Genomic DNA, 25,930 nt, shown 5'->3' with positions numbered 1-25,930 from the left:
CTTCTAAGGCGCAGACGGTACTCCCATCCGTGAGGGGTTTCAAGCTCATGCCGATGGTCGCCGGGCGTCTTTACACCGCAAATCACCGGGAGTTATAAGAACCCTCACAACCACAACGCAAAGTAAGGATGGATGCTGTGAGCGAACACGAGCGCGACTACGCCGAAAAACGCGATTTCATCCGCATGCGAATAGATGCCGATGTGTCTTTGATCCATGCCGGGCAGGAGATTGCCGGTACCTGCGTGGACCTCTCCAGTTCCGGCATGCAGGTGCAGGCACCTCGCCAGTTCACGGTGGGTGACCTGCTGACCGTGCGCATCGACTCAGAGCACGCCGCGCTCAGGGGTCTTGAAGCGGATACCGAGGTGGTGTGGACCAAGGCGGTAGGCGATGACCAGAATCTGGGCCTCAAGATTCTGAAAATGCGCTAACGCAACATCCCGCCCCTGCGCAAAGGTGACGCGGAGCGTCACGGGATGCGTTCCCACGCGGAGCGTGGGGAACGATCAGCGCGCACAAAAAAGGCGACCCTATAAAGGTCGCCTTTTTCATTTCAAAACGTCACGGCTTAAAAGTCGTCAACGACCTTGCCGTCCTTGACCTTGAACTCGCGGTTCTGCAGGTAAGCGTTACGAATGAAGGTGTACTTGTCGCCGCTGATCAGCTTTTCACTGTCGAGCAGGCTGGCGCGCACGTCGACGACGTTGAGGCCGAAGGTGCTGTTACGCCAGCCGATGTCGTTCATGTAGCGGTACGGCTGGGTGTAGCTGTCGACGTATTTGGACGGCGCATCACGCAAGGTGCTTGGGCCCAGCAACGGGATCATCACGTACGGGCCGCTGCCCACGCCCCAGTAGCCGAGGGTTTGGCCGAAGTCTTCATCGCTGCGCTGCAGCCCCATTTTGGTGCCGACGTCGATAAAGCCCAGTACGCCAAACGTGGTGTTGACCAACAAGCGGGCGGTGTCGACGCCTGCATTGTGCGGCTTGAGTTGCAGCACGTTGTTGGCCAGGTTGCCGACATCACCGATGTTGCGGAAGAAGTTGTGAACGCCGTCCTGCACAAATTGTGGGGTGACGAACTGATAGCCCTGGGCGATTGGCTTGAGGGCATAGGTGTCAACGGTGTCGTTGAAGGTGAAGATGGGGCGGTTGACGCTTTCCCACGGGTCATCTTCCGAGGCCGCTTGGGCAGCGAAAGGCGCCAACAGGATGGTGGCACACACCGATAGCTGAGCGAAGTACTGGCTCCAGCGCATAGCTTTTGCTCCTTGAATGGTCTGTCATGGGCGCTATGCCCTGAATAAGGCTGTCAGTATATGACGGAAGTGCCGATTTAGGCAGCTACCTAGAATCGTCTTAGGGAAAATGCACAAAATTCCTACAAATATCGACAGTGTCATCCCCTTGTCATGCCGCCCCGATAGCGTGGCAGCTATTTCAGGGACGTTCAGATGCCACACGCCGAGATTGCCGTCGCCGCCGCCCCCTCATTGACCGCCGTGTTATTTGGCCTGAGTGGCTGCCTGGTGGATTTTGGTTCCCTGGCGCGCACCGACTCACCTTGCGCCGACGCCGAGGCCACGCCAGGCGCGTTGAAAATCCTGCGCAGTCTCAAAGAACAAGGCGTGCCCTGCGCCTGGCTGGACGAACTGCCTCCCGCCGTGACCACGCCACTCTGCGCCGGCCTGCCTGGCTGGCTCAAGGCGGCCTCGCCCTCCTCCATTCGCTGGCCCGCGCCCCACGCTTGCTGGCAAGCCCTGATGGAGTTGAACATCGAACGCCTGGAAGGCTGCGTACTGGTCAGCGGCGAGCCGCGCCTGCTGCAATCGGGCCTGAACGCCGGTTTGTGGACCATCGGCCTGGCCTCCTGCGGTTCGCTCTGCGGCCTGTCGCCCCAGCAATGGCAGGCGCTGACCGAGCAGCAACGCGAACACAAGCGCGGCAAGGCCACGGTGGCGCTCTATGGCCTGGGTGTGCATTCGGTGATCGACCACCTCGGCGAACTCGGCACCTGCCTGGCCGACATCCGCCTGCGCCAGCTCAAGGGCGAGAAGCCCTGATCGAGATCATGCACAGTTGGCCGCAGTGGATTAATCTACAGGTCAGCCCGTAGACCTTTCACGGCGTGCCGCGGTCTATGCCAGTGCCTATCGATAAAAGGAAAGAACGTCATGCCTGATCGCGAGAAGTTACAACAGCAGGCCGATATTGTGCGTGAGCAACTGGAGAATCATCCCGAGTTGCCCGCCGAGAAACGTCAAGCATTGGAAGAGTTGATCGCCAAATTCGAAGTCCAGTTGGAAATGGAACCGGCCACCCAGACGCCCAGCATCGCTGACGATGTGAACCGGGCAGTGGAAGGTTTTGAACTGGACCATCCAGGCATTGCCGGGACGTTGCGCAATATCGTGCTGACCCTTGGCAATATCGGCATCTAACCCGAGCCCAAGCCAAACACAAAACCAAATGTGGGAGCTGGCTTGCCTGCGATAGCGGTGTATCAGTCACTTGATGAATGACTGAAAGATCGCAATCGCAGGCAAGCCAGCTCCCACAGTTTTTTGTATGAAGGCTTACTGACGCGCCAGGCGCACGTTCAGGAACTGGGTGTTCTCAGTGCTGCGATACGGGTTGATATCCAACCCACCCCGACGCACATAGCGTGCATACACGGTCAACTTCTCCGGCTTGAGCAAGCGCTGCAAGTCCAGGAAGATCCGCTCCACACACTGCTCATGAAAGTCCGAGTGCTGGCGAAAGCTGACGATATATTCCAGCAGGCTGGCGTGATTCAGCGCCGCACCACGGTATTCCACCACCACACTGCCCCAGTCAGGCTGGCTGGTCACCGGGCAGTTGGATTTGAGCAGGTGGCTGTGCACGCTCTCCTCCACCACGCGCGAATCATCGCAACGCAGCAGTTCAGGGCGTGGGTGTTCGTAGCTGCTGACGTTGATATCCAGGCCGTCAATGCACACGCCGGGCAACGCCATCACGCCTTCTGCCTCGATGTCGGCCAGGCTGCGAATACGCACGTTCACGGGCTTGCCGGCCGCAGCGCTGAGGTCGGTGCGCAGGGTGGCTTCAAGGCTGGACGTATCGGCAAACGCGGTCTGGTTCAGCGAGTTGAGGTACAGCTTGAACGACTTGGACTCGATGATGTTTGGCGAGTCGGCCGGAATGCTGAATTCACCGATGGCTACCACTGGCTTGCCCGAGGGCAACAGCCAGGACAGCTCGAAGCAGTTCCAGAAATCCACGCCCTTGTACGGCAGGGTCTCGGCGCTCAGGCCCAGCTCGGCCCACTTGGCGGCGCGTGGAATCGGGAACAACAACGAAGGCGTGTAAGTGCTGATGTATTCACTGGACTTGCCCAGCGGCGAATGTTCGGCTGCGGGATGCATGGCGGAAACCTGGCTAAATAAACCGCGCCAGTCTACCAGCCTTTGCTCCCGCCCTTAACAAACGCCTCACTCAACGGTCAGTTTGCCGACCATGCCCGCCTGGTAATGCCCAGGCAGGTTGCAGGCGAACTCAAGGCCTGTGGCCTGCTTGAACGTCCAGGTCAGTTCGGCCGTCTTGCCCGGCTCCACCAACACACTGTTGGGATCGTCGTGCTTCATGCCGCCCATGTCGCCGTGGCCCATGGCGCTGTGATCCATCTTGCCCATGCCGGTGGCGGTGAGCATGCCACTGGCTTGCATCTGCAACATCTCTTTCTGGTGGGCGGCATGCATGGCCGCGTCTCCCAGGTTGAACTCATGCAGCAACTGGCCTTTGTTGACCAGCACGAAGCGCACGGTTTCACCGGCCTTGACGTCCAGGGACTTGGGCTCAAAGGCAATGTCCCGCAGCGTGACTTCAACGGTGCGCGTGGCTTTATCCGCCGGGGCCGGCTGGCCGAACGCGTAGGTGTGAGTCGCATCCGCCAGTGCATTGAAACTCAACGCCAACAGGCAGCCCGCCAATAACTGGGGTGTACGCAACGCCATCTTTCACTCTCCAAAATAGGTATCCAGCTTGGGCAACACTTTAAGATGGCCTCGCTGCCAGCCAGCTGACTGCTAGATTACAACTTTGTCAGCTTGCGCCCATACCCCGGAGCCCAGGGTATAAAGGCCGGCGTCCACCTTGACCAAGAGCCCTACATGAAACTGCTGATCGTCGAAGACCAACCCAAAACCGGTCATTACCTGCGTCAGGGCCTGGCCGAAGCGGGCTTTACCACCGAACTGGTGGCCGACGGCACCAGTGGCCAGCACTTGGCGCTAACGGGCGACTATGACTTGTTGATCCTCGATGTGATGCTGCCCGGCCGCGATGGCTGGCAAATCCTGCAGGCGGTGCGCAGTGCCGGCCTGGACATCCCGGTGCTGTTCCTCACCGCTCGCGATGCGGTGGAAGACCGCGTACATGGCCTGGAGCTGGGCGCCGACGATTACCTGGTCAAACCCTTCGCGTTTTCCGAACTGCTGGCGCGGGTGCGCACCTTATTGCGCCGTGGCAGCAGCACGCCGCAGGAGACCACGCTGCAACTGGCCGACCTGAGCCTGGACTTGATCCGCCGCCGTGTCGAGCGCAGCGGCCAGCGCATCGACCTCACCGCCAAGGAGTTCGCCTTGCTGGAGCTGCTGCTACGCCGCCAGGGCGAAGTGCTGCCCAAGACGCTGATCGCCTCCCAGGTGTGGGACATGAATTTCGACAGCGACACCAACATCATCGAAGTTGCCATTCGCCGCCTGCGCCTGAAAGTCGATGACAATTTCCCCAATAAGCTGATCCACACCGTGCGCGGCATGGGTTACGTGCTGGAGGAACGGTTCACGTGATCAAGCGCCTGTCCCTGACCAGCCGCCTGGCGCTGCTGTTTGCCGCCTGCACGGCGGTGGTCTCGTTGATCGCCGGGGTGTTGTTCAACCGGGCCAGCGAGGCGCACTTCATGGAGCTGGACCAGCAACAGCTCGAAAGCAAACTGGTGGCCCTGCGCAGCACCTTGCAGGGTGTCGCCTCACCGGAAGACCTCGCCCGGCGAACCCCTCAACTGCGCGCCGAACTCGATCACCAGCCCGACCTCGCCTTGCGCATCACCGGAGCTGGGCAACGTTGGCTGGACGGCGCGCCACACCTTCCCTTGCCCCAAGCACCCGGCCTGCACAGCCTGCAATACGCAGGCACCGACTACCGCGTATTCATCGCGCCCTTGACGCCCAGCCAACTGGATTCGCCACAACTGACCCTGATCCTCGACATCACCCACCACCAGCACTTTCTGCAACGCATGCAACGCTTGATCTGGCTGACCGTCGGCCTCTCGGCCCTGGCCACTGCCCTGCTCGGCGCCTGGGCTGCGCGCAGTGGCTTGCGACCGCTGCGGCGCATGGGCGAAGTGGCCGCCAGTGTCTCCGCCCACTCCCTCACGCAACGCTTACCCCAAGAACAAATGCCGGTGGAGCTCGCGGAGCTGGCCCAAGCCGTCAACGCCATGCTGGCGCGCCTGGATGACGCGTTCCAGCGCCTGTCTGCCTTCAGCGCAGATATCGCCCACGAACTGCGCACACCGCTGTCCAACCTGCTGACCCAGACCCAAGTCATCCTCACCCAACCGCGCCCGCTGGAGGATTACCGCGAGGCGCTGCACAGCAATCTGGAAGAGCTGCAATGGATGGCGCAACTGGTCAACGACATGCTGTACCTGGCCAAAGCTGACCACGGCTTGCTGATGCCCAGCCGAGAAGCTCTGGATTTGGGCGATGAGGTCGACGCACTGTTGGAGTTCTTTACCCTGCTGGCGGAGGACGCACAGGTGACGCTGGTGCGCGAAGGCACCGCCCAGACGATGGGCGATCGCGGTATGTTGCGCCGGGCCTTGTCGAATCTGCTGGATAACGCGCTGCGGTTTACCCCACCGGGCGGTGAAGTGCGGGTGCGGATCGAGAGTGGCGTGACACTGACGGTTGAGAACAGCGGGGAAGGTATTCCTGCGCCGTTATTGCCGCGGCTGTTTGACCGGTTCTACCGAGCCGATCCGTCGAGGCGTGCAGGTAGCAGTGAACATGCGGGCCTGGGGCTGGCGATTACCCAGTCGATTGTGCGGGCGCATGGCGGGAGGATTTATTGTGAGTCGCAGGCGGGCTGGACAAGGTTTGTGATTGAGTTGCCCAAGGGGAATTGATGCAAGCTGGGCGGGCCCTATCGCAGGCAAGCCAGCTCCCACAATTTGAGCTGTGAATACAGTCACAATGTGGGAGCTGGCTTGCCTGCGATAGCGGTCCTAAAGGTTACGAATACCTGAGGGCGTGCGCCGGCTCAATCTTCGCCGCCCGATACGCCGGGTAAATCGTCGCCAAGAAGCTCAACACAAACCCCGCCGAGCAGATCAGCAACACATCCCCACCTTGCAGCTCCGAAGGCAGGTTACTGACAAAGTACACATCCGAGCTGAAGATATGCTGCCCGCTCACCCGCTCCAGCCAGCCCACCAGCTCACTCACGTTCAGCGCCGCAATCACCCCCAGCACGCCGCCGATCAAGGTGCCGACCACGCCAATCACGGTGCCCTGCACCATGAAGATCGCCATGATCTGCCGAGGTGTGGCGCCGATGGTACGCAGGATCGCGATATCCGCGCCCTTGTCGTTCACCACCATGATCAAGGTGGCGATGATGTTGAACGCGGCCACGGCGACGATCATCAGCAGCAGCAGGCCGATCATGGTCTTTTCCATTTTCATCGCGCTGAACAGGCTGCCCTGGGTGTGGGTCCAGTCATCCGGCGTGTAAGCCGCGCCCAGGCTGGCGGCGATATCTGCCGAGACTTTGGGCGCTGCGTACAAGTCCTTTACCGCCAGGCGCACGCTTTGCACCTGGTTGGGCTGCCAATGCTGGATTTCAGCGGCATCGGCCATGTGGATCAGGGCCATGGAGCCATCCAGTTCGGCGCCGACCTTGAAGATGCCCACCACATTCAGGCGCTGCATGCGCGGGGTGATACCGCCCGGGGCGCTGCTGAGCTCCGGCACGATCAGGGTCAGCTTGTCGCCCACGTTCAGGCGAAAACGCCGCGCAGTGATATCACCGACCACCACACCGAACTCGCCAGGTTTGAGGTCGTCGAGTTTGCCGCGCACGATGTGCTGGGCCACGATCGACACCTTGCCTTCCTGAGCCGGGTCGACGCCGCTGATCTCGATGGGCTGCATCGCGCCCTTATAGGAAAACATGCCATCCATCTGGGTGAAGGGCACAGCGGCGGTGACTTGCGGATTCTTCATCGCGGCCGCGGCCACCGGCTGCCAATCATCAATCGGCTTTACGCCGACGATGGTGGCGTGGGGCACCATGCCGAGGATGCGCGAGCTCATTTCACGCTGAAAGCCGTTCATCACCGAAAGCACCACGATCATCGCCAATACGCCCAGGGCGAGGCCGATCATCGAGGTCATCGAGATAAACGAGACAAAACGGTTGCGGCGCTTGGCGCGGGTATAGCGCGTGCCGATAAAAATCGATAACGGTCTGAACATTCGCGGGCACCGTTGGAAAAATGAAAAAGCCCGACCTCAAAAAACCGGGCTTGCAACAGGTCAGATAGCGACCAGATGACCTTCCTGCAAATGCAGTACGCGGTCCATCTGCCGGGCCATGCTCATGTCATGGGTCACCACCAGGAACGCGGTGCGCATCTGGGTGCTCAGTTCCAGCATCAAGTCCTTGATGCCCTGGGCGGTGTGGGAGTCGAGGTTGCCGGTCGGCTCGTCGAGCATCACCAGGCCCGGGTTGTTCACCAGGGCACGGGCAATCGCCACGCGCTGGCGCTCACCACCGGACAACTCCGCTGGCTTGTGCTCCAGGCGGTGGCCCAGGCCGACGCGTTCGAGCAAGGCCGTGGCACGCTGACGCGCTTCAGGAATCGCGGTCTTGCCGATCAACAGCGGCATGCACACGTTTTCCAGGGCGGTGAATTCCGGCAGCAAGTGGTGGAACTGGTACACAAAGCCCAACGAGCGATTGCGCAGTTGGCCGCGGGCCTTTTCATTCAACGCCGACAGTTCTTCACCGGCCAGCCATACGCTGCCCTGGGACGGCGTATCGAGGCCGCCCAGCAGGTTGAGCAAGGTACTCTTGCCGGAACCGGAACTGCCGACGATCGCCACACGCTCGCCAGGGTGCAGTTCAAGCTGCAGGTTGGACAGCACCACCACCGACTCCGGGCCTTCCTCGTAGGATTTGCCCAGGTTGCGGCAGCTCAGGATTGCTTTTTCACTCATGCCCGATTCACTCATAACGTAATGCCTGTGCTGGCTGGGTACGTGCCGCGCGCCAGGCTGGATACAGGGTGGCAAGGAAGCTCAGGACCAACGCAGCGCCGCCCACCATCAGCACGTCCTGGGTTTGCACCTGGGACGGCAAGTAATCGATGAAGTAGACGTCGGCGTTGAGAAACTTGTGGCCGATCACCTTTTCAAGCAGGGCGATGGCGGCGCTGACGTTCAGCGCGGCCAGAATGCCCACCGCCGTGCCGATCAAGGTGCCAACCACGCCGATCACGGTGCCCTGCACCATGAAGATCGCCATGATCTGCCCCGGCGTGGCGCCCAACGTACGCAGAATGGCGATGTCGCCCTTCTTGTCGTTCACCACCATCACCAGCGTGGAGATAATGTTGAAAGCCGCCACGGCGACGATCAGCAACAACAACAGGCCGATCATGGCTTTTTCCATGCGGATGGCCTGGTACAGGTTGCCGTGGGTGCGGGTCCAGTCGCGGGCGTAGTACTCGGTCTCCCCCAGGTGCTGGGCAATTTCCCAGGCACCGCGCGGCGCATCGAACAGGTCGTTGAATTTCAGGCGCAGGCCCTGCACCTGGTCAGGCTGCCAGCGATGCAGGCGGGCCAGGTCGGTGAGGTTGGTCAGGCCGATGTAACCGTCGATCTCGCCAGCACCGACGTGGAAGGTGCCCACCACGGTAAAGCGCTTCATGCGCGGGAACATGCCGGCCGGGGTCACGGTGACTTCCGGGGCGACGAAGGTCAGCTTGTCGCCAACCCCCACGCCCAGCTTGGCCGCGGCCTTGTCACCGATGACGATGCCAAAGCTGCCCGGCGCCAGCGCGTCGAGCTTACCTTGCAGCATGAACTTGTCGATGATCGAGACGTTGCGCTCCTGGGCCGGGTCGATGCCGTTGAGCAGGATCTTCTGCACTTTGCCGTCGTTGGTCAGCAACCCCTGCATCTGGGTAAACGGCGCGACCGCCACCACCTTGGGGTTCTGCTGGACCTTGGCGGCCAGGCTTTGCCAGTCGTTGATGGGCGCATCGCCCTCGATGGTCGCGTGGGGCACCATGCCCAGCACGCGGGTGCGCATCTCATGATCGAAGCCGTTCATCACCGACAGCACCACGATCATCACGACCACGCCCAGGGCGAGACCGATCATCGAGGTCAAGGAAATGAACGACACAAAATGATTGCGACGCTTTGCACGGGTATAACGCGTGCCGATAAATACGAAGAGAGGTCTGAACATGTCGGGGCTTGTTCGGAGGAAAAGAAGACGTCCCGGTGGCGGGGTCTGGTCAGCAGCTTTACACTCAGACCATTACCGTTACCTGGGGTTCGCCATGTCGACATTAGATGAAGAAGAGCGCCGCGAATACTACCGTATCGATGACATGATCGCACTTCAAATCAAACCCCTGTCTGGCCCCGACGCGGCGAGCAAGGAAGTGTTGCTGGATGATTCGCCGCTGTTCAATCTGCTCAGCGAACTGCATCTGAGCGAATTCGAAGCCCAGCACCTGCTGCGCCAGATCAGCGAGAAAGACCGCAGCCTGGCGGCCTTCCTCAAAGTGCAGAACAAACGCCTGGATCTGCTCAGCCAGGTCATGGCTCGCGGTTTGCTGAAGGAGGTGGGCGCGCCGCAACCGGTGATCCTCTCCGAAGGCGGCATCGACTTCCAGCACCCGACACCGCTGCCCGCCGACACTCACCTGGCGGTCAAGCTGGTGCTGATGCCCCAGGCGCTCGGCCTGTTGCTGCGCGCGCGGGTGACCCATTGCGACCCCAAGGGCGACGGCTTTGATGTGGGCACGGAGTTCGAGTCCATGACCGATGCCCAACGCCAATTGCTGGCGCGCTATATCCTGCAGAAACAGGCCCAGGAACGCCGCCTGGCGCGAGAACAAAGCGAAGACCTCTGAATGCGTATTCACGACGCCAGCCATCCTGGCGCAAAGGAGCAACTGTGACCCTGATTTACGGCCACCGCGGTGCCAAAGGCGAAGCACCGGAAAACACCCTGACCAGCTTTCAGGAATGCCTCAAGCACGGCGTACGCCGCTGCGAGCTGGACTTGCACCTGTCCATGGACGGCGAGTTGATGGTCATCCACGACCCGACCCTCAAGCGCACCACCGACCGACGCGGCAAGGTCGTCGAGTACTCGGCGGCTGACCTGGTGAAGATGGACGCACGCAAAGGCGGCCCAGGCTGGGTAAGCCCCTGCCCGATTCCACGTCTGGAGGAGCTGTTCGAACAGTGCGACTTCGATCACTGGCAACTGGAAGTCAAAAGCGCCTCGCGTACCCGTGCCGCCACCACTGTGCTGGCGATTCGCGAAATGGCTGTGCGCTTTGGCTTGATGGACAAGGTCACGGTGACGTCAAGCTCGCGGGAAGTGCTCAAGGCCGCCGTGGAACTCACCCCGGACCTGTCACGCGGCCTGGTCGCTGAATACGCCTGGCTCGACCCGCTGAAGGTCGCGCAGAACTACGGCTGTGAGTATTTGGCATTGAACTGGACGCTGTGCACCCCCGAGCGGCTGGAAAAAGCCCAGCGCCAGGGCTTGCATGTGTCCGTGTGGACAGTCAACGAACCTGCGCTGATGCGCAGGCTCGCCGACTTCGGCGTAGATAGCCTGATTACAGACTTTCCCGGTTTGGCCACTGCCACCCTCGAGAATTACTGAAATCGGTCTCCCCGGCCGGCTCAGGCCACCGGCCGGAGCCGCTCAAAAAAGCCGGTTGAGGCCGTCGTAGGCCGCTACCCGATAGGCTTCGGCCATGGTCGGGTAGTTGAAGGTGGTGTTGACGAAATACTTGAGGGTATTTTGCTCACCTGGCTGGTTCATGATCGCCTGGCCGATGTGCACGATCTCCGAGGCCTGGTAGCCGAAGCAATGCACGCCGAGTACTTCCAGGGTTTCGCGGTGGAACAGGATTTTCAGCATGCCTTGCGGCTCACCGGCAATCTGCGCACGCGCCATGCTCTTGAAGAACGCCTTGCCCACTTCGTAAGGCACCTTGGCCTTGGTCAGTTCGTGCTCATTCTTGCCGATCGAGCTGATCTCGGGAATCGTGTAGATCCCGGTCGGCACGTCGTTCACGTAGCGCCAGCTGCCGTTGTCGACAATGCTGCCAGCGGCCGAGCGGCCCTGGTCATGGGCGGCACTGGCCAGGCTTGGCCAGCCGATCACGTCACCGGCGCCGTAGATGTTCGGCACGCAGGTGCGGTAGTTCTCATCCACTTCGATCTGGCCACGGCTGTTGACCTTGACCCCGATGTTTTCCATGCCCAGCTTGTCGGTGTTGCCGGTACGGCCGTTGCACCACAGCAAGGCGTCGGCCTTGATCTTCTTGCCGGACTTGAGGTGCAGGATCACCCCGTTGTCCAGGCCTTCGACCCGCTCGTACTCTTCGTTATGGCGCACGGTGATGTTGTTGTTGCTGAAGTGGTAGCTCAACGCCTGGGAGATTTCCGAGTCGAGGAAGCTGAGCAACTGGTCGCGGTTGTCCACCAGCTCGACCAGTACACCCAGGCCACTGAAGATCGAGGCGTATTCACAGCCGATCACGCCGGCGCCGTAGATGATCAGTTTGCGCGGGGTATGACCCAGGCTCAGGATGGTGTCACTATCGTAGATACGCGGGTGGTGGAAATCGATGTCCGCCGGGCGATACGGGCGCGAACCGGTGGCGATGATGATGTGCTTGGCCACCAGCTTCTCGACCACGCCATTGGCGCAGACCACTTCGACGGTTTGCTCATCGGCAAAACTGCCGGTGCCGAAGAACAGGTCGACGCGGTTACGGGCGTAGTAGCCGGTACGCGAGGCGACTTGCTTGGAGATGACTTTTTCAGCGCTTTTCAGTACGTCCGGGAAGGAGAACCAGCGCGGCTCACCAATGGCCCGAAACATCGGATTGGTATTGAACTGCATGATCTGCCGTACCGAGTGACGCAATGCCTTGGACGGGATGGTACCCAGGTGGGTGCAGTTACCGCCGACCTGGCGACGGCTATCGACCATCGCCACCTTGCGCCCTGCTTTGGCAGCGTTCATCGCCGCACCTTCTCCAGCTGGGCCGGAACCCAGTACCACCACGTCGTAGTTGTAGACAGCCATGCGTACTCCTCAGAACAGGCCAGGCGTACGGTTGGACGCCGGGCTAAATCATGCCGCGGCCAGCGTGCATGAAGGACAATTTGGCTCAAGTGTGTGAACCGGGGCACAGTCTATAGAAGGCCGAGCGCCGCGAACATTAACCCTTGGTCGCGTCGTAGGCCAGTGTTGCCATACTACAGGACGCAAACCAGCGCCGAATTCAGGATGAGCCATTATGCGACAACTATTTTTCTGTTTGATGCTGATGGTGTCGCTCATGGCGCACGCCAACGATGCACAGCGGCTCAAGCAGGCAAGCTTCCCCGCAAAGGTTGCGGGGCTGGCCCTGAAAAACCAGGCGGTGTTCAACTATCTCTGGGCGGATGTGTATGCCGCGGCGCTGTATGCACCCGCTGACCTGCCGGCAAAGCAGGCTTGGGACCAGCAGAAGGCTGTGCGCCTGGCGCTGTATTACTTTCGCGACATTGATCGCAATGATGTGATCAAGGCGGCCACCGTCACCTTGGAGCGCCAGCAAGCCAATGCCGGGTTGAACCCAGAGATAGCCAGGCTGCACGCGCGCTTTCGGGATATTCGCAGCGGTGATCGCTATGCCCTGGATTTTCGTCCGGGGCGCGGGTTGAATCTGGAGATTAATGGCCAGGTGGTGTTCAACAGCCCGGACGCTGAATTAGCGAAGGCCTACCTGGGTATCTGGCTCGGGCCCAAAGGGCTGTCGGGCAGTTTGCGCAACACGCTACTCAAGTGATGGCGGCGTTGACGGTTCCATCGTCATCGCAGGCAAGCCAGCTCCCACAGGTAAATGCAGTTCAACTGTGGGAACTGGCTTGCCTGCGATAAGGCCCTCCCAGACACCACAAAACCCACAGGCATAAAAAAGCCCCGAACCAGTCGGGGCTTTTTCATTCAGCGCAAAGGCTTAGCGCGGAAACGCAGGCGGGTTGACCCCAGCCATGTCTTCCATCACGCGAACCACCTGGCAGCTGTAGCCGAACTCGTTGTCGTACCACACGTACAGCACAACACGGTTGTCCTGGGTGATGGTCGCTTCGGCGTCCACCACACCGGCGTGGCGCGAGCCAACGAAGTCGGTGGAGACCACTTCCTGAGAATTGACGAAGTCGATCTGCTTATGCAGGTCGGAGTGCAGCGCCATGTAGCGCAGGTACTCGTTCATCTCTTCACGGGTGGCGGCTTTCTCAAGGTTGAGGTTGAGAATGGCCATCGACACGTTCGGCGTCGGTACGCGGATCGCGTTACCGGTCAGCTTGCCGGCCAATTCAGGCAGGGCCTTGGCAGCAGCGGTGGCAGCACCGGTCTCGGTGATCACCATGTTCAACGCGGCGCTACGGCCACGGCGATCGCCCTTGTGGAAGTTGTCGATCAGGTTCTGGTCGTTGGTGTACGAGTGAACGGTTTCAACGTGGCCGTTAACGATGCCGAACTTGTCATTCACCGCCTTGAGCACCGGCACGATGGCGTTGGTGGTGCAGGACGCGGCGGACACGATCTTGTCGTCAGCGGTGATTTCAGCGTGGTTGATGCCGTGCACGATGTTCTTGAGCTTGCCTTTGCCAGGCGCGGTCAGCACAACGCGGTCAACACCCGGGCAAGCCAGGTGCTGGCCCAGGCCCTCGGCATCACGCCATACGCCGGTGTTGTCCACCAGCAGGGCGTTCTGGATGCCGTACTGGGTGTAATCCACCTCGGTCGGGTTCTTCGCGTAGATCACCTGGATCAGGTTACCGTTGGCGGTGATGGTGTTGTTTTCTTCGTCAATGGTGATGGTGCCGTTGAACGAGCCGTGTACCGAGTCGCGACGCAGCAGGCTGGCGCGCTTGGTCAGGTCGTTCTCGGCGCCTTTGCGCACCACGATGGCACGCAGGCGCAGGCCGTCGCCGCCACCGGTTTTCTCGATCAGGATGCGCGCCAGCAGGCGGCCGATACGGCCAAAGCCGTACAGCACCACGTCGGTGCCTTTACGGGCGGCAGCGTTTTGCTGGCCAACCACATCGGCCATTTCTTCACGCACGAACTGCTCGGCGGTGCGGCCAGCGCCTTCTTTGCGGAATTTGTAGGCCAACTTGCCCAGGTCTACCGAAGCCGCGCCGAGCTTGAGCTCGCTCATGGCTTTGAGCAGCGGGAATGTTTCGTGGACGGAGAGTTCGCTGTCGTCGGCGGAGCGATGGCGCGCAAAGCGGTGAGCTTTGAGAATCGCGATGACAGACTGGTTGATCAGGCTGCGGCCATAGATCGAGCTCACCACATTGTTATTGCGGTACAGCTGACCGATAAGCGGAATCATCGCTTCAGCGAGTGCTTCACGGTCGATCCATTCACCAAGACACTGGTCGGGCTTCTGAGTCACGGGAACCTTCCACATGTAGGGGCAGAAAAAAGGGGCTACATTATGTCGCCCGACTGAGCGTTGAGCAATGCGCGAAGGGCAACAAAAAGCCCTTGCAAAAAAATACCACCGCGCTACAGCCCAGGAAACACGCGGGTTCCAGAAGGCCACTAGTTTGGCGACCAGGCCGACTTGTCCGTAACCCTCCTAAACATTCGCGCATTTTGGCACTACATATTGAGTCAAAACCCGCCATTGTTTGTCTTAGCCACTACATTTCCTACAAACCGTAATAGGCACAGTCAGCAACTGACAGGCGGCACCTGGGGCCGTTACAATTACCGACTTTGTCGCAACGCTTGGAGCTCAACCTTCCGTGCCCGTTCTGCGTCTACCGCTACTCCCTGCCGCGGCAGGTAAACAGCACTGGGGCAACCTGCCCGGTGCCGCCCTGAGCCTGGCCATTGCCGAGGCTGCCAGCGCAGCCAAGCGCTTTACCCTGCTGCTCACCGCCGACAGCCAAAGTGCCGAACGGTTGGAGCAGGAGCTGAGCTTCTTCGCCCCGGATTTGCCGGTGCTGCATTTTCCCGACTGGGAAACCCTGCCCTACGACCTGTTCTCGCCGCACCAGGACATCATCTCCCAGCGCATCGCCAGCCTGTACCGCTTGCCGGAACTGGCCCACGGCGTGCTGGTGGTGCCGATCACCACCGCCCTGCACCGCCTGGCGCCGACCAAGTTCCTGCTCGGCAGCAGCCTGGTGCTGGACGTGGGCCAGAAGCTCGACGTCGAGCAGATGCGCACGCGCCTGGAAGCCAGCGGCTACCGCTGCGTCGACACGGTGTACGAGCACGGTGAGTTTGCGGTGCGCGGCGCCTTGATCGACCTGTTCCCGATGGGCAGCAAGTTGCCGTACCGCATCGACCTGTTCGATGACGAAATCGAGACGCTGCGCACCTTCGACCCGGAGAACCAGCGTTCTATCGACAAGGTCGACTCGATCAAGCTGCTGCCGGCGCGGGAGTTTCCGCTGCAAAAAGACGCGGTAACACGCTTCAAGGCGCGCTTTCGTGAGCGCTTCGATGTGGATTTCCGTCGCTGCCCGATCTTCCAGGACTTGAGCAGCGGGATTACACCTGCCGGTATCGAGTACTACCTGCCGTTGTTCTTCGACGAGACCTCTACCCTCTTCGACTACCTGCCCCAGGACACCCAGGTGTTCTCGCTGCCGGGTATCGAACAGGCGGCGGAAAACTTCTGGAACGATGTGCGCAACCGCTACGAAGAACGTCGCGTCGATCCATCCCGGCCTTTATTGCCGCCCGCTGAACTGTTCCTGCCAGTTGAAGACTGCTTCGCGCGCCTGAAAAACTGGCCGCGTGTAATAGCCAGCCAGCAGGACGTGGACGCCGGCAGTGGCCGGGAGCGTTTCCCGGCGAGCGCGTTGCCCGATTTGGCGATCCAGGCCAAAGCCACGCAACCGCTGGAGGCGCTGTCGAACTTCCTCGGCGACTTCCCGGGCCGCGTGCTGTTTACCGCCGAATCCGCCGGGCGTCGCGAAGTGCTGCTAGAGCTGTTGGAACGCCTGAAGTTGCGGCCGAAAACCGTCGACAGCTGGCCTGACTTTGTCGCCAGCAAAGAGCGCCTGGCGATCACCATCGCGCCGCTGGACGAAGGGCTGCGGTTGGATGACCCGGCGCTGGCCTTGATCGCCGAAAGCCCGCTGTTCGGCCAGCGCGTGATGCAACGCCGTCGCCGGGAAAAACGCGCCGATGCCAACAACGACGCGGTGATCAAGAACCTCACCGAGCTGCGCGAAGGCGCGCCGGTGGTGCATATCGACCATGGCGTGGGCCGCTACCTGGGCCTGCAGACCCTGGAGATCGACAACCAGGCCGCCGAATTCCTCACCCTGGAATACGCCGAGGGCGCCAAGCTCTACGTGCCGGTGGCCAACCTGCACCTGATCGCCCGCTACACCGGCAGCGACGACGCCTTGGCGCCGTTGCATCGATTGGGCTCCGAGACCTGGCAGAAAGCCAAGCGCAAGGCCGCCGAACAGGTGCGCGACGTGGCCGCCGAACTGCTCGACATCTATGCCCGCCGTGCTGCCCGCGAAGGTTATGCCTTCGCTGACCCCAAAGCCGATTACGCCACCTTCAGCGCTGGCTTCGCGTTCGAAGAAACCCCGGACCAGCAAACCACCATCGAAGCGGTGCGCGCCGACATGCTCGCGCCCAAGCCGATGGACCGCCTGGTGTGCGGCGACGTGGGCTTCGGCAAGACCGAAGTGGCCATGCGTGCAGCCTTTATTGCGGTACACGGCGGTCGCCAGGTGGCGATCCTGGTGCCGACCACCCTGCTCGCCCAGCAGCACTACAACAGTTTCCGCGACCGCTTTGCCGACTGGCCCGTGACCGTGGAGGTGATGAGCCGCTTCAAGTCCGCCAAGGAAGTGAACGCCGCCGTTGCCGACCTGGCCGAGGGCAAGATCGACATCGTCATCGGTACTCACAAGCTGCTGTCGGACGATGTGAAGATCAAGAACCTGGGCCTGGTGATCATCGACGAAGAACACCGCTTTGGCGTGCGCCAGAAAGAACAGCTCAAGGCCCTGCGCAGTGAAGTCGACATCCTCACCCTCACCGCCACGCCAATTCCGCGCACGCTGAACATGGCGGTGTCGGGCATGCGCGACCTGTCGATCATCGCCACGCCACCGGCGCGTCGTTTGTCGGTGCGCACCTTTGTGATGGAGCAGAACAAGAGCACGGTCAAGGAAGCCCTGCTGCGCGAACTGCTGCGCGGCGGCCAGGTGTATTACCTGCACAACGACGTAAAGACCATCGAGAAATGCGCCGCCGACCTCGCCGAACTGGTACCTGAGGCCCGTATCGCCATCGGCCACGGGCAGATGCGCGAGCGCGAACTCGAACAGGTGATGAGCGACTTCTACCACAAGCGCTTCAACGTGCTGATCGCCTCGACCATCATCGAGACCGGCATCGACGTGCCGAGCGCCAACACCATCATCATCGAGCGTGCCGACAAGTTCGGCCTGGCGCAGCTGCACCAATTGCGCGGTCGCGTCGGGCGCAGTCACCACCAGGCCTATGCCTACCTGCTCACACCGCCGCGCCAGCAGATCACTTCCGATGCGGAAAAACGCCTGGAAGCGATCGCCAATACCCAAGACCTCGGGGCCGGCTTTGTATTGGCCACCAATGACCTGGAAATCCGGGGTGCCGGTGAATTGCTCGGCGACGGCCAGAGCGGGCAGATCCAGGCGGTGGGTTTCACGCTGTATATGGAGATGCTCGAACGCGCGGTAAAAGCCATCCGCAAAGGCGAACAACCGAACCTCGACCAACCCTTGGGCGGCGGCCCGGAGATCAACCTGCGCTTGCCGGCGTTGATTCCCGAAGACTACCTGCCGGATGTGCATGCACGGTTGATCCTGTACAAGCGCATTGCCTCGGCGGCCGACGAAGAAGGCCTCAAGGACTTGCAGGTAGAGATGATCGACCGTTTCGGCCTGCTGCCTGAACCGACCAAGAACCTGGTGCGCCTGACCCTGCTCAAGTTGCAGGCCGAGCAGTTGGGCATCAAGAAAGTCGACGCCGGGCCGCAAGGCGGGCGTATCGAATTCGAAGCGCAGACGCCGGTTGACCCGTTGGTGCTGATCAAGCTGATCCAGGGCCAGCCCAACCGCTACAAGTTCGAAGGGGCTACGCTGTTCAAGTTCATGGTGCCGATGGAACGCGCCGAAGAACGCTTCAACACTTTGGAGGCGCTGTTTGAACGCCTCATTCCGAAATCCGTTTAAGGACGCCCCCATGCGCGTGTTCCGCATTTTGAGCCTGTTGTTGGTGGTACTCGCACCTTCGGCCTTTGCCGACAGCCTGTATCAGGTGGAAATGATCCTGGTGCGCCAGAATGCAGAACCAGTGATCAACAGCCGCGCCGCCCCGGAAAACTGGGATGCGGGCGCGCCGCGCCTGGGTGAGCGGATGAGCCCGCCGCGCCTGGGCAATATCGTCGACAAGCTGCGCGCCGACGCCAACTACACGGTGCTCGCCCACAAGGCCTGGGAGCAGAACCTGGGCGAGCAAGCGGTGAAGGTGGCGATCACCGACGGCCAGGAGCAATTCGGTCAGTTCCCTATCGAAGGGGTGTTGAGCCTGCAACTGGGGCGCTTTACCGATATCGACGCGGATTTCTGGATCAACCAGTTCGACGGCAACGGCAGCGTGATCGCCAGCGAACACTTGAGCCAGAAAGACGTGCGCACCAAGAACAACCAGCTCAACTACCTGGACGGCGGCCACCTGGCGCTGCTGATCAAGATCACCTCGCTGACCGCCAAGCCACCCAGCGCGCCACCGCCCGACCTTCAGGACTGATTGCGCGCCATGCCCCTGACGTCGTCGTTGACCAAACCCCTGGCCCCTTCGTGGGCCAATCGCTTCAAAGAGCAAAGCCTCGAGCGCGGGCGACGCTACGCCCTGGAGAACCGCGTGCGCATCGTCGAGTGCGGCGACAGCACCATCACCGCCAGTTGCGAAGGCTCGGGCGGTAATGTTTACCGCCAGACCATCTCACTGCGCGAATCGGCCAAGGGCCTGCTGATCTTGGTGGACAGCCGCTGCACGTGCCCGGTGCACACCAACTGCAAACACATCGCGGCGGTGCTGCTCAAGGTCCAGGAAACCCTGGCCTACCCGGCAGCGGCTCAGGATGCGCAGCTGCTGGAGAAGCTCCAGGCGGTGCTCGAAAACCGCGTGGTCCTGCCGCAAGTGGTGATGGACGACGTGCAACCGGTGCCACGCCTGTGGCTGGCCAGCGTGGAGTTCAGCGCGTTCGAACCGCGCAACGGCAAGATGCAGCGCTATATCCAGCACCGTGCGGCGTTGTCGTTCAACTACCTGGGCAACTATGTCAGCGGGCAAAAAAATGCTGACATCATTGTGCGCCAAGAGACGCAGAGCCTGCGGATCAAGCGCCATCCCGAGCAAGAACAGGCCTATCGCGAACACCTGCGCCTGCTTGGCTTCAAGATCGCCACGCGCCAGAGCAAGGCCCTGCCGGAAAGCGCCGGCGAGCTCTTCGAAATGGTCAATGACAGTGCCTGGCTGAACTTCACCCTCAATGTGTCGCCCACTTTGCGTGCCGAGGGCTGGGAGCTGCAGATCGATGAAGACTTCGGCTTTGATCTCAGCCCCGTCGATGACTGGTATGCCACGGTCGATGAAGGGCCGGAACGCGATTGGTTCGACCTGGAGCTGGGCATCATCGTCAACGGCGAACGTTTGAGCCTGCTGCCGATCCTGCTGAACCTGATGCGCTCCCACACCGAGATCCTCAACCCGGAGAAACTGGCGCGGCGCCGCGATGAAGAGCTGATCCTGGTGAACATCCCCGGCCTGCCCAACGGCCACGGCCCGCTGCAAGTGGCGCTGCCCTACGGCCGCTTGAAGCCGGTGCTGGCGACCCTCGGCGAGTTTTACCTGCAGGAAGCCGGCACCACCGCGCTGCGCCTGGCCAAGGCCGACGCCATACGCCTCAACCCGCTGGAAGACCTGCCACTGCAATGGGAAGGCGGCGAGAAGATCCGCAACTTCGCCCAGCGCCTGCGCGATATCAAGGATTTCACCTGCGTGGCGCCCGAAGGCCTGAATGCGACATTACGCCCCTACCAGCTGGAAGGTCTGAGCTGGATGCAGTCGCTGCGCCAACTGGAGGTGGGTGGGATACTTGCGGATGACATGGGCCTGGGCAAAACCTTGCAGACCCTGGCGCACATCCTCACCGAAAAAAACGCAGGGCGCCTTGATCGGCCGTGCATGGTCGTGATGCCTACCAGCCTGATCCCGAACTGGCTCGATGAAGCCGCGCACTTCACCCCGCAGTTGAGAGTGCAGGCACTTTATGGCGCGGGGCGTAAGAAACATTTCGCCAACCTGAATGACTACGACCTGCTGCTGACCACCTACGCCCTGCTGCCCAAGGACATTGAACAGCTCGCCGCCCTGCCCTTGCACGTCTTGATCCTGGATGAAGCGCAGTACATCAAGAACCCGTCCAGCAAGGCGGCCCAGGCCGCACGCGAGCTGAATGCACGCCAGCGCCTGTGCCTGAGCGGCACGCCTTTGGAAAACCACTTGGGCGAGCTGTGGTCGCTGTTCCACTTCCTGTTGCCGGGTTGGCTGGGCGACGTGAAGAGCTTCAACCGTGATTACCGCGTGCCGATTGAAAAGCGTGCCAGCGATGTGCGATTGCAGCACCTCAACGGTCGGATCAAACCCTTCCTGCTCCGCCGCACCAAGGAACAAGTGGCAACCGAACTGCCACCCAAAACCGAAATCATCCACTGGGTCGACCTCAACGAGGCCCAGCGCGACGTGTACGAAACCATGCGCCTGGCCATGGATAAAAAGGTCCGCGACGAGATCACCCGCAAGGGCGTGGCTCGCAGCCAGATCATCATCCTCGAAGCCCTGCTCAAACTGCGCCAGGTGTGCTGCGACTTGCGCCTTGTCAACGACGCCACCCTGCCCGCCCGTGGCAGCAGCTCGGGCAAGCTCGACAGCCTGATGGACATGCTCGACGAGCTGTTTGCTGAAGGCCGCCGGATCCTGCTGTTCTCACAGTTCACCTCGATGCTGAGCCTGATCGAGGCCGAACTGAAAAAGCGCGGCATTGCCTACGCCCTGCTGACCGGCCAGACCCGGGATCGACGTACACCGGTGAAGGATTTCCAGAGCGGTAAGTTGCAGATCTTTTTAATCAGTCTGAAGGCTGGCGGCGTGGGCTTGAACCTGACCGAAGCCGACACGGTTATCCACTACGACCCCTGGTGGAACCCAGCCACGGAAAACCAGGCCACCGACCGTGCATACCGCATCGGCCAGGAAAAGCCGGTGTTCGTGTACAAGATGATTGCCCGGGGCACGGTAGAGGAGAAAATCCAGCACTTGCAGAAGGAGAAGTCCGATCTGGCTGCGGGCGTGCTGGATGGGCGAACCACGGGGGATTGGCAGTTGGGCAATGAGGAGATTGAAGCGTTGTTTGCGCCGTTGCCCAATAAGCAAGAAAAGCGCTGACTGTTCGGCCGCCTTCGCGAGCAAGCCCGCTCCCACACCTGACTGTATTCACAAATCAAAATGTAGGAGCTGGCTTGCCTGTGATGGCCGCGCTTCGGTTTTCAGTCGATCAACTGGGCATCGCGCAACGCAGTAAGCGCTGTCAGCCAACGCGGGTCCTGCTTATAGTCCGTCGAGGCAACCGCCTGCCCACGCATACGCGCAATCCGCGCCGATGGCGTGACCTTCATCCGCTGTGCTGCACTCAGCGCCAGCTCGGCCGCCGCACGGTCATTGCACACCAAGCCCATGTCACAACCGGCGGTCAGCGCCGCTTCGATACGGCTGGCCGCATCGCCGACCACATGGGCGCCGGCCATGGACAAATCATCGCTGAAGATTACCCCGTCAAACTGCAACTCACCGCGCAGGATATCCTGCAACCAGCGACGCGAAAAACCTGCAGGCTGGGCATCGACCTGCGGGTAGATGACGTGCGCCGGCATCACGGCGGCCAATTGCTTGCTCAGGCGTGCGAAAGGCACCAGGTCATTGGCGCGAATCTGCTCCAGGCTGCGTTCATCATTGGGAATGGCGACGTGGGAATCGGCCTCGGCCCAACCATGGCCAGGGAAGTGCTTGCCGGTGGCGGCCATGCCGGCGCTGTTCATGCCACGGATAAAGGCACCCGCGAGCACGGCAGCGCGCTCTGGGTCGCCTTCGAAAGCACGGGTGCCGACCACGGCGCTGCGTTGGTAGTCGAGGTCCAGCACGGGGGCAAAACTCAGGTCCAGGCCCACCGCCAGCACCTCGGTGGCCATGATCCAGCCGCACTGTTCGGCCAGGTATTCAGCGTTGGGGTTATCCGCCAGCGCACGCATGGCCGGCAGGCGCACGAAGCCTTGGCGCAGACGCTGCACGCGACCGCCCTCCTGGTCCACGGCCAACAGCAAGTCCGGGCGCACTGCACGAATCGCGGCGCTCAACTCGCGAACCTGGCGCGGGTGCTCGATATTGCGCGCAAAAATAATCAGGCCGCCCACTTCCGGTTGGCGCAACAGATGACGATCCTCGGCCGTGAGCCAGGTACCGGCGACGTCGACCATCAAAGAACCTTGCAGGGCAGCAGTCATAAACCTTCCTTAAATAACGCACACAACCCGTCGTCCTTGCAAGGCACGGCAAGGACGACGGGTTGCGAATAAATAGCTGAAATCGGCATGGCGGCTAGCTTAGCGGATGCAAGCGGCCGCGCCCACCCGCAGCGATCAAACCTTGGCGGCGACCGGTACGGTTTTGCTGCGTGGGCGCAACTGGGCGGCGGCCATGGCCGGGTCGCTGACGCCGGTTTCGGCGCGCATGCCAGCGGCAAGGAACGGCACCATCAGGCGCATGACTTGCTCGATGGACGTGTTCACACCGAAATCGGTCTCGGCAATTGCCCGCAGCGCCTTGATACCCGACATGCTGAAAGCTGCGGCACCGAGCATGAAATGCACACGCCAGAACAGCTCGATAGGTGGAATACGCGGGGCCGCTTCGTTGACCAACAGCATATAGCGGCGGAACACCTTGCCGTACATGTCTTCCAGGTAGCGGCGCAAGTGGCCCTGGCTCTGGCTGAACGCCAGGCCCAGCAGGCGCATGAAGATCGACAGGTCGTTGCCGCTGCGAGGCTGCACGACCAACGCTTGCTCCACGAGGATTTCCAGCAGCTCTTCCAGGCTCGGCTTGTGATCGGCCTTGGCCTGGCGGCGTTCCAGCTCACGGTCGAGGCTTGTGCAGAACGGGCCCAGAAAGCGTGAGAACACCGCCTGGATCAGGGCCTTTTTCGAGCCGAAGTGGTAATTCACAGCGGCCAGGTTGACCCCAGCCTTGCTGGTGATCAGGCGCAATGAAGTTTCAGCAAATCCTTTTTCCGCGAACAATTGCTCGGCAGCATCGAGAATGCGTTCAACGGTTTCCGACTGGGCCATGGCTACTCCGCCTGACAAACACTTGTTTGAAACATACGTTTCAGAGTGTGTCTTGTCAAGCCTGCGGGTCCGCTTTGCGGCTGGTCAGTCATCTGATTCATCGCTATTTAATCACATCCTTGCAGCTGTGTAGGCTGCGCCGCTTCTGCTCTGTAGGACGGTTGACGGATGACCGTCCAGCGGGGCCACTAAAAAGGATGATTGCCAAGCGCAGTTCACTGTATATAATCCCAGTCACTGTATAAAAAGACAGAGCGATCAACATGCTAAAACTGACGCCACGCCAAGCTGAGATTCTGGCTTTTATCAAGCGCTGCCTTGATGACAATGGTTACCCGCCTACCCGTGCGGAGATTGCCCTGGAACTGGGGTTCAAGTCCCCGAACGCCGCCGAGGAACACCTCAAGGCCCTCGCTCGCAAAGGTGCGATCGAGATGACCCCGGGTGCTTCGCGAGGTATCCGCATCCCTGGCTTCGAAGCCAAGGCCGACGAGTCGACATTGCCGATCATCGGTCGCGTCGCCGCAGGTGCGCCGATCCTGGCGCAGCAGCACGTCGAGGAATCCTGCAACATCAACCCGACCTTCTTCCACCCTCGCGCCGACTACCTGTTGCGTGTGCACGGCATGAGCATGAAGGACGTGGGTATCTTCGACGGCGACCTGCTGGCCGTGCATACCACCCGCGAAGCCCGCAATGGCCAGATCGTCGTGGCCCGTATCGGCGACGAGGTCACGGTCAAACGCTTCAAGCGCGAAGGCAGCAAGGTCTGGCTCCTGGCCGAAAACCCTGAGTTTGCCCCGATCGAAGTCAACCTGAAAGACCAGGACCTGGTGATCGAAGGCTTGAGTGTCGGCGTCATTCGCCGCTAAAGGAGGCATCATGCAGCTCGTGCATACCCCACAACATACACAACTGTCGCTGTTCGAGGCCTTCATGGCCCAGCCCCTTGCGCCAATCCTCAAGGAAACGGTCGAAGCCCCCTGGGGCGGCGAACCTGAGGCGTTCAGTGAACTGTCGTTGCGCGGTGCGGCTGAGAGCTGCCTGAACCTGCTGGCACCTATCCTGCGCGAATTGAGCGAAGATCAGGACGCCCGCTGGCTGACACTGATCGCCCCGCCCGCCAGCCTCACCCAGGCCTGGCTGCGGGACGCTGGGCTCAACCGTGAGCGTATCCTGTTGCTGCAACCACGCGGCGCGCAAAGTGCCCAGCAGCTAACCTGCGAAGCCTTGCGCCTGGGCCGCAGCCATACGGTGGTGAGCTGGTTGAACCCGCTGAATGCCAGCGCCAAGCAGCAACTGATCAGTGCTGCGCGCACGGGTGATGCACAGAGTTTGAATATTCGATTGGGGTAATGATGGCGCGCCACAGAAGCAGCCGTCACAAAAGACTCAGTGAAGAACGCGCGGCCCTTCATCTTTCTCCGGCTCGCCTTCGGCAAGGCGACCTGCCATCTGCACGCCCACGCTCAACATGGCTTTAGCCACTTCGACATGCTGGCCTTGCAGGAAGACCTTGGCGTCTTCGGAGAAATCCAGAATAACCAGAGAACCTTCGTCCTCAGCCCGGCGCAGTTCGATTCGGCCGTCAGGCAGTTCAACAATTTCCAGAAAGGACGTTGGCATAAAAGTCTGTTCTCCACGAAAGGCCTGGGATTATATCAGTCATCCACCCAGCCTCGCAGGGGATATGGACAGGTTTGTTTACGGTGTGATGAATGGCGCCCTAGGGAACACGCGTCTCTATGTGGGAGCTGGCTTGCCTGCGATGGCGGAGTATCAGCGAATAACCAGCAAACTGACCCACCGCTATCGCAGCATAGGTACCTATACAACTTTGCAGGCTAAAGCAGCCAACGGTAACCACGATGCGAAGCGAGTAGCTTTTGATCTGCTTTTGATCTTGATCTCAGACTCCCCGTTAAACCACGCTGGCATTCCGGCTTTCCACAGTGACCCGCCGTCAGGCGGAGCCCTAAGTGGCCGTTGCCGCAGGAATGAATATGTACTCGGTATAACAGGGTCGCCTGTCAGGCCGCCATCGCAGGCAAGCCAGCTCCCACAGGTTGAACGCGGGGCATCAGATCGATAGGTGTCGGCTGGCAGGCCGTCATCGCA

General features: G+C 60.9%; 24 protein-coding genes. 13 read left to right on the top strand and 11 right to left on the bottom strand.

Going from position 1 to position 25,930, the window contains the following annotated elements; genetic code table 11:
- Window positions 1-137 precede the first annotated feature (137 nt).
- Window positions 138-434, top strand: a complete 297-nt coding sequence (locus GH769_RS04450) for a PilZ domain-containing protein (protein ID WP_032903141.1) — start codon at window positions 138-140, stop codon at window positions 432-434.
- 137 nt (window positions 435-571) lie between these two features.
- Here the strand turns inward: GH769_RS04450 and GH769_RS04445 are convergent, their stop codons facing one another.
- Window positions 572-1,261, bottom strand: coding sequence for a VacJ family lipoprotein (locus GH769_RS04445; RefSeq protein ID WP_003189688.1), 690 nt, complete (start codon window positions 1,259-1,261; stop codon window positions 572-574).
- Between the two features lie 195 nt (window positions 1,262-1,456).
- Between GH769_RS04445 and GH769_RS04440 the strand changes: the two genes are divergently transcribed.
- Window positions 1,457-2,065 carry a hypothetical protein gene (locus GH769_RS04440; protein ID WP_003189687.1) on the top strand — a complete coding sequence of 203 codons (609 nt, stop codon included), beginning with the start codon at window positions 1,457-1,459 and terminating at the stop codon, window positions 2,063-2,065.
- A 111-nt stretch (window positions 2,066-2,176) separates the two neighbouring features.
- The gene (locus GH769_RS04435; RefSeq protein ID WP_014717525.1) at window positions 2,177-2,443 is read left to right on the top strand and encodes a DUF4404 family protein; all 267 of its coding nucleotides are present in this window, start codon (window positions 2,177-2,179) and stop codon (window positions 2,441-2,443) included.
- A 135-nt stretch (window positions 2,444-2,578) separates the two neighbouring features.
- Here the strand turns inward: GH769_RS04435 and queF are convergent, their stop codons facing one another.
- Both queF and GH769_RS04425 read right to left on the bottom strand, forming a co-directional pair.
- Window positions 2,579-3,409 carry an NADPH-dependent 7-cyano-7-deazaguanine reductase QueF gene (queF, locus tag GH769_RS04430; RefSeq protein ID WP_032903143.1) on the bottom strand — a complete coding sequence of 277 codons (831 nt, stop codon included), beginning with the start codon at window positions 3,407-3,409 and terminating at the stop codon, window positions 2,579-2,581.
- 66 nt (window positions 3,410-3,475) lie between these two features.
- Window positions 3,476-3,997: a plastocyanin/azurin family copper-binding protein gene (locus GH769_RS04425; protein WP_003189683.1), complete on the bottom strand. Its 522-nt coding sequence runs from the start codon at window positions 3,995-3,997 to the stop codon at window positions 3,476-3,478.
- Between the two features lie 156 nt (window positions 3,998-4,153).
- On the opposite strand from GH769_RS04425, the gene GH769_RS04420 reads away from it, so the two are divergent.
- Both GH769_RS04420 and GH769_RS04415 read left to right on the top strand, forming a co-directional pair.
- A complete protein-coding gene (locus GH769_RS04420) occupies window positions 4,154-4,834 on the top strand; it encodes a heavy metal response regulator transcription factor (RefSeq protein ID WP_020302902.1) in 681 nt (226 codons plus the stop codon).
- Window positions 4,831-6,177 carry a heavy metal sensor histidine kinase gene (locus tag GH769_RS04415; RefSeq protein WP_020302901.1) on the top strand — a complete coding sequence of 449 codons (1,347 nt, stop codon included), beginning with the start codon at window positions 4,831-4,833 and terminating at the stop codon, window positions 6,175-6,177. The genes GH769_RS04420 and GH769_RS04415 overlap by 4 nt, the downstream gene beginning before the upstream one ends.
- Before the next feature lie 106 nt (window positions 6,178-6,283).
- On the opposite strand, the gene GH769_RS04410 is transcribed toward GH769_RS04415, so the two are convergent.
- Genes GH769_RS04410 through GH769_RS04400 form a run of 3 tightly spaced genes read right to left on the bottom strand, consistent with a single transcriptional unit; the run spans window position 6,284 to window position 9,530 of the window.
- Window positions 6,284-7,528 carry a lipoprotein-releasing ABC transporter permease subunit gene (locus GH769_RS04410; protein WP_032903144.1) on the bottom strand — a complete coding sequence of 415 codons (1,245 nt, stop codon included), beginning with the start codon at window positions 7,526-7,528 and terminating at the stop codon, window positions 6,284-6,286.
- Window positions 7,529-7,588: 60 nt separating this feature from the next.
- The gene (gene lolD / locus GH769_RS04405; protein ID WP_019818240.1) at window positions 7,589-8,272 is read right to left on the bottom strand and encodes a lipoprotein-releasing ABC transporter ATP-binding protein LolD; all 684 of its coding nucleotides are present in this window, start codon (window positions 8,270-8,272) and stop codon (window positions 7,589-7,591) included.
- Window positions 8,273-8,279: 7 nt separating this feature from the next.
- Window positions 8,280-9,530, bottom strand: coding sequence for a lipoprotein-releasing ABC transporter permease subunit (locus GH769_RS04400; protein ID WP_014717520.1), 1,251 nt, complete (start codon window positions 9,528-9,530; stop codon window positions 8,280-8,282).
- A gap of 94 nt (window positions 9,531-9,624) precedes the next feature.
- Between GH769_RS04400 and GH769_RS04395 the strand changes: the two genes are divergently transcribed.
- Both GH769_RS04395 and GH769_RS04390 read left to right on the top strand, forming a co-directional pair.
- On the top strand, window positions 9,625-10,203 hold the full coding sequence (locus GH769_RS04395) for a PilZ domain-containing protein (protein WP_014717519.1): 579 nt from the start codon (window positions 9,625-9,627) through the stop codon (window positions 10,201-10,203).
- Window positions 10,204-10,247: 44 nt separating this feature from the next.
- A complete protein-coding gene (locus GH769_RS04390) occupies window positions 10,248-10,970 on the top strand; it encodes a glycerophosphodiester phosphodiesterase family protein (protein ID WP_014717518.1) in 723 nt (240 codons plus the stop codon).
- 42 nt (window positions 10,971-11,012) lie between these two features.
- On the opposite strand, the gene sthA is transcribed toward GH769_RS04390, so the two are convergent.
- Entirely contained in the window at window positions 11,013-12,407 is a 1,395-nt protein-coding gene (gene sthA / locus GH769_RS04385; protein WP_003189670.1) for a Si-specific NAD(P)(+) transhydrogenase, read from the bottom strand.
- Window positions 12,408-12,621: 214 nt separating this feature from the next.
- Between sthA and GH769_RS04380 the strand changes: the two genes are divergently transcribed.
- Window positions 12,622-13,155, top strand: a complete 534-nt coding sequence (locus GH769_RS04380) for a chalcone isomerase family protein (protein ID WP_032903146.1) — start codon at window positions 12,622-12,624, stop codon at window positions 13,153-13,155.
- Between the two features lie 171 nt (window positions 13,156-13,326).
- On the opposite strand, the gene GH769_RS04375 is transcribed toward GH769_RS04380, so the two are convergent.
- A complete protein-coding gene (locus GH769_RS04375) occupies window positions 13,327-14,790 on the bottom strand; it encodes a glyceraldehyde-3-phosphate dehydrogenase (protein ID WP_032873405.1) in 1,464 nt (487 codons plus the stop codon).
- A 340-nt stretch (window positions 14,791-15,130) separates the two neighbouring features.
- Between GH769_RS04375 and mfd the strand changes: the two genes are divergently transcribed.
- Genes mfd through GH769_RS04360 form a run of 3 tightly spaced genes read left to right on the top strand, consistent with a single transcriptional unit; the run spans window position 15,131 to window position 21,857 of the window.
- On the top strand, window positions 15,131-18,580 hold the full coding sequence (gene mfd / locus GH769_RS04370) for a transcription-repair coupling factor (RefSeq protein ID WP_032903148.1): 3,450 nt from the start codon (window positions 15,131-15,133) through the stop codon (window positions 18,578-18,580).
- Window positions 18,581-18,590: 10 nt separating this feature from the next.
- Window positions 18,591-19,157, top strand: a complete 567-nt coding sequence (locus GH769_RS04365) for a CsiV family protein (protein WP_014717515.1) — start codon at window positions 18,591-18,593, stop codon at window positions 19,155-19,157.
- 9 nt (window positions 19,158-19,166) lie between these two features.
- Window positions 19,167-21,857, top strand: a complete 2,691-nt coding sequence (locus tag GH769_RS04360; RefSeq protein WP_032903150.1) for a DEAD/DEAH box helicase — start codon at window positions 19,167-19,169, stop codon at window positions 21,855-21,857.
- A 101-nt stretch (window positions 21,858-21,958) separates the two neighbouring features.
- Here the strand turns inward: GH769_RS04360 and nagZ are convergent, their stop codons facing one another.
- Together nagZ and GH769_RS04350 are read right to left on the bottom strand one after the other, a co-directional pair.
- A complete protein-coding gene (gene nagZ, locus GH769_RS04355) occupies window positions 21,959-22,969 on the bottom strand; it encodes a beta-N-acetylhexosaminidase (RefSeq protein WP_019818244.1) in 1,011 nt (336 codons plus the stop codon).
- A gap of 135 nt (window positions 22,970-23,104) precedes the next feature.
- On the bottom strand, window positions 23,105-23,812 hold the full coding sequence (locus GH769_RS04350; RefSeq protein ID WP_014717512.1) for a TetR/AcrR family transcriptional regulator: 708 nt from the start codon (window positions 23,810-23,812) through the stop codon (window positions 23,105-23,107).
- Window positions 23,813-24,075: 263 nt separating this feature from the next.
- Between GH769_RS04350 and lexA the strand changes: the two genes are divergently transcribed.
- Both lexA and sulA read left to right on the top strand, forming a co-directional pair.
- The gene (gene lexA / locus GH769_RS04340; protein ID WP_003172575.1) at window positions 24,076-24,684 is read left to right on the top strand and encodes a transcriptional repressor LexA; all 609 of its coding nucleotides are present in this window, start codon (window positions 24,076-24,078) and stop codon (window positions 24,682-24,684) included.
- A 10-nt stretch (window positions 24,685-24,694) separates the two neighbouring features.
- Window positions 24,695-25,168: an SOS-induced cell division inhibitor SulA gene (gene sulA / locus GH769_RS04335; RefSeq protein WP_005786162.1), complete on the top strand. Its 474-nt coding sequence runs from the start codon at window positions 24,695-24,697 to the stop codon at window positions 25,166-25,168.
- 36 nt (window positions 25,169-25,204) lie between these two features.
- Here sulA and GH769_RS04330 read toward each other — a convergent pair whose 3' ends face one another.
- The gene (locus tag GH769_RS04330) at window positions 25,205-25,438 is read right to left on the bottom strand and encodes a hypothetical protein (protein ID WP_014717511.1); all 234 of its coding nucleotides are present in this window, start codon (window positions 25,436-25,438) and stop codon (window positions 25,205-25,207) included.
- Between the last annotated feature and the right edge of the window lie 492 nt (window positions 25,439-25,930).

It is taken from the genome of Pseudomonas sp. CFSAN084952, assembly GCF_009648855.1.
GTDB classification, from domain to species: Bacteria; Pseudomonadota; Gammaproteobacteria; order Pseudomonadales; family Pseudomonadaceae; genus Aquipseudomonas; species Aquipseudomonas paracarnis.
This window is presented reverse-complemented; position numbering and strand designations above follow the sequence as displayed.

Coding starts and splice junctions, on each gene's coding strand:
- GH769_RS04445 (WP_003189688.1), bottom strand. CDS start 1,261: ATGCGCTGGAGCCAGTACTTCGCTCAGCTATCGGTGTGTGCCACCATC.
- GH769_RS04440 (WP_003189687.1), top strand. CDS start 1,457: ATGCCACACGCCGAGATTGCCGTCGCCGCCGCCCCCTCATTGACCGCC.
- GH769_RS04435 (WP_014717525.1), top strand. CDS start 2,177: ATGCCTGATCGCGAGAAGTTACAACAGCAGGCCGATATTGTGCGTGAG.
- queF (WP_032903143.1), bottom strand. CDS start 3,409: ATGCATCCCGCAGCCGAACATTCGCCGCTGGGCAAGTCCAGTGAATAC.
- GH769_RS04425 (WP_003189683.1), bottom strand. CDS start 3,997: ATGGCGTTGCGTACACCCCAGTTATTGGCGGGCTGCCTGTTGGCGTTG.
- GH769_RS04420 (WP_020302902.1), top strand. CDS start 4,154: ATGAAACTGCTGATCGTCGAAGACCAACCCAAAACCGGTCATTACCTG.
- GH769_RS04410 (WP_032903144.1), bottom strand. CDS start 7,528: ATGTTCAGACCGTTATCGATTTTTATCGGCACGCGCTATACCCGCGCC.
- lolD (WP_019818240.1), bottom strand. CDS start 8,272: ATGAGTGAAAAAGCAATCCTGAGCTGCCGCAACCTGGGCAAATCCTAC.
- GH769_RS04400 (WP_014717520.1), bottom strand. CDS start 9,530: ATGTTCAGACCTCTCTTCGTATTTATCGGCACGCGTTATACCCGTGCA.
- GH769_RS04395 (WP_014717519.1), top strand. CDS start 9,625: ATGTCGACATTAGATGAAGAAGAGCGCCGCGAATACTACCGTATCGAT.
- sthA (WP_003189670.1), bottom strand. CDS start 12,407: ATGGCTGTCTACAACTACGACGTGGTGGTACTGGGTTCCGGCCCAGCT.
- GH769_RS04380 (WP_032903146.1), top strand. CDS start 12,622: ATGCGACAACTATTTTTCTGTTTGATGCTGATGGTGTCGCTCATGGCG.
- GH769_RS04375 (WP_032873405.1), bottom strand. CDS start 14,790: ATGTGGAAGGTTCCCGTGACTCAGAAGCCCGACCAGTGTCTTGGTGAA.
- GH769_RS04365 (WP_014717515.1), top strand. CDS start 18,591: ATGCGCGTGTTCCGCATTTTGAGCCTGTTGTTGGTGGTACTCGCACCT.
- GH769_RS04360 (WP_032903150.1), top strand. CDS start 19,167: ATGCCCCTGACGTCGTCGTTGACCAAACCCCTGGCCCCTTCGTGGGCC.
- nagZ (WP_019818244.1), bottom strand. CDS start 22,969: ATGACTGCTGCCCTGCAAGGTTCTTTGATGGTCGACGTCGCCGGTACC.
- GH769_RS04350 (WP_014717512.1), bottom strand. CDS start 23,812: ATGGCCCAGTCGGAAACCGTTGAACGCATTCTCGATGCTGCCGAGCAA.
- lexA (WP_003172575.1), top strand. CDS start 24,076: ATGCTAAAACTGACGCCACGCCAAGCTGAGATTCTGGCTTTTATCAAG.
- sulA (WP_005786162.1), top strand. CDS start 24,695: ATGCAGCTCGTGCATACCCCACAACATACACAACTGTCGCTGTTCGAG.
- GH769_RS04330 (WP_014717511.1), bottom strand. CDS start 25,438: ATGCCAACGTCCTTTCTGGAAATTGTTGAACTGCCTGACGGCCGAATC.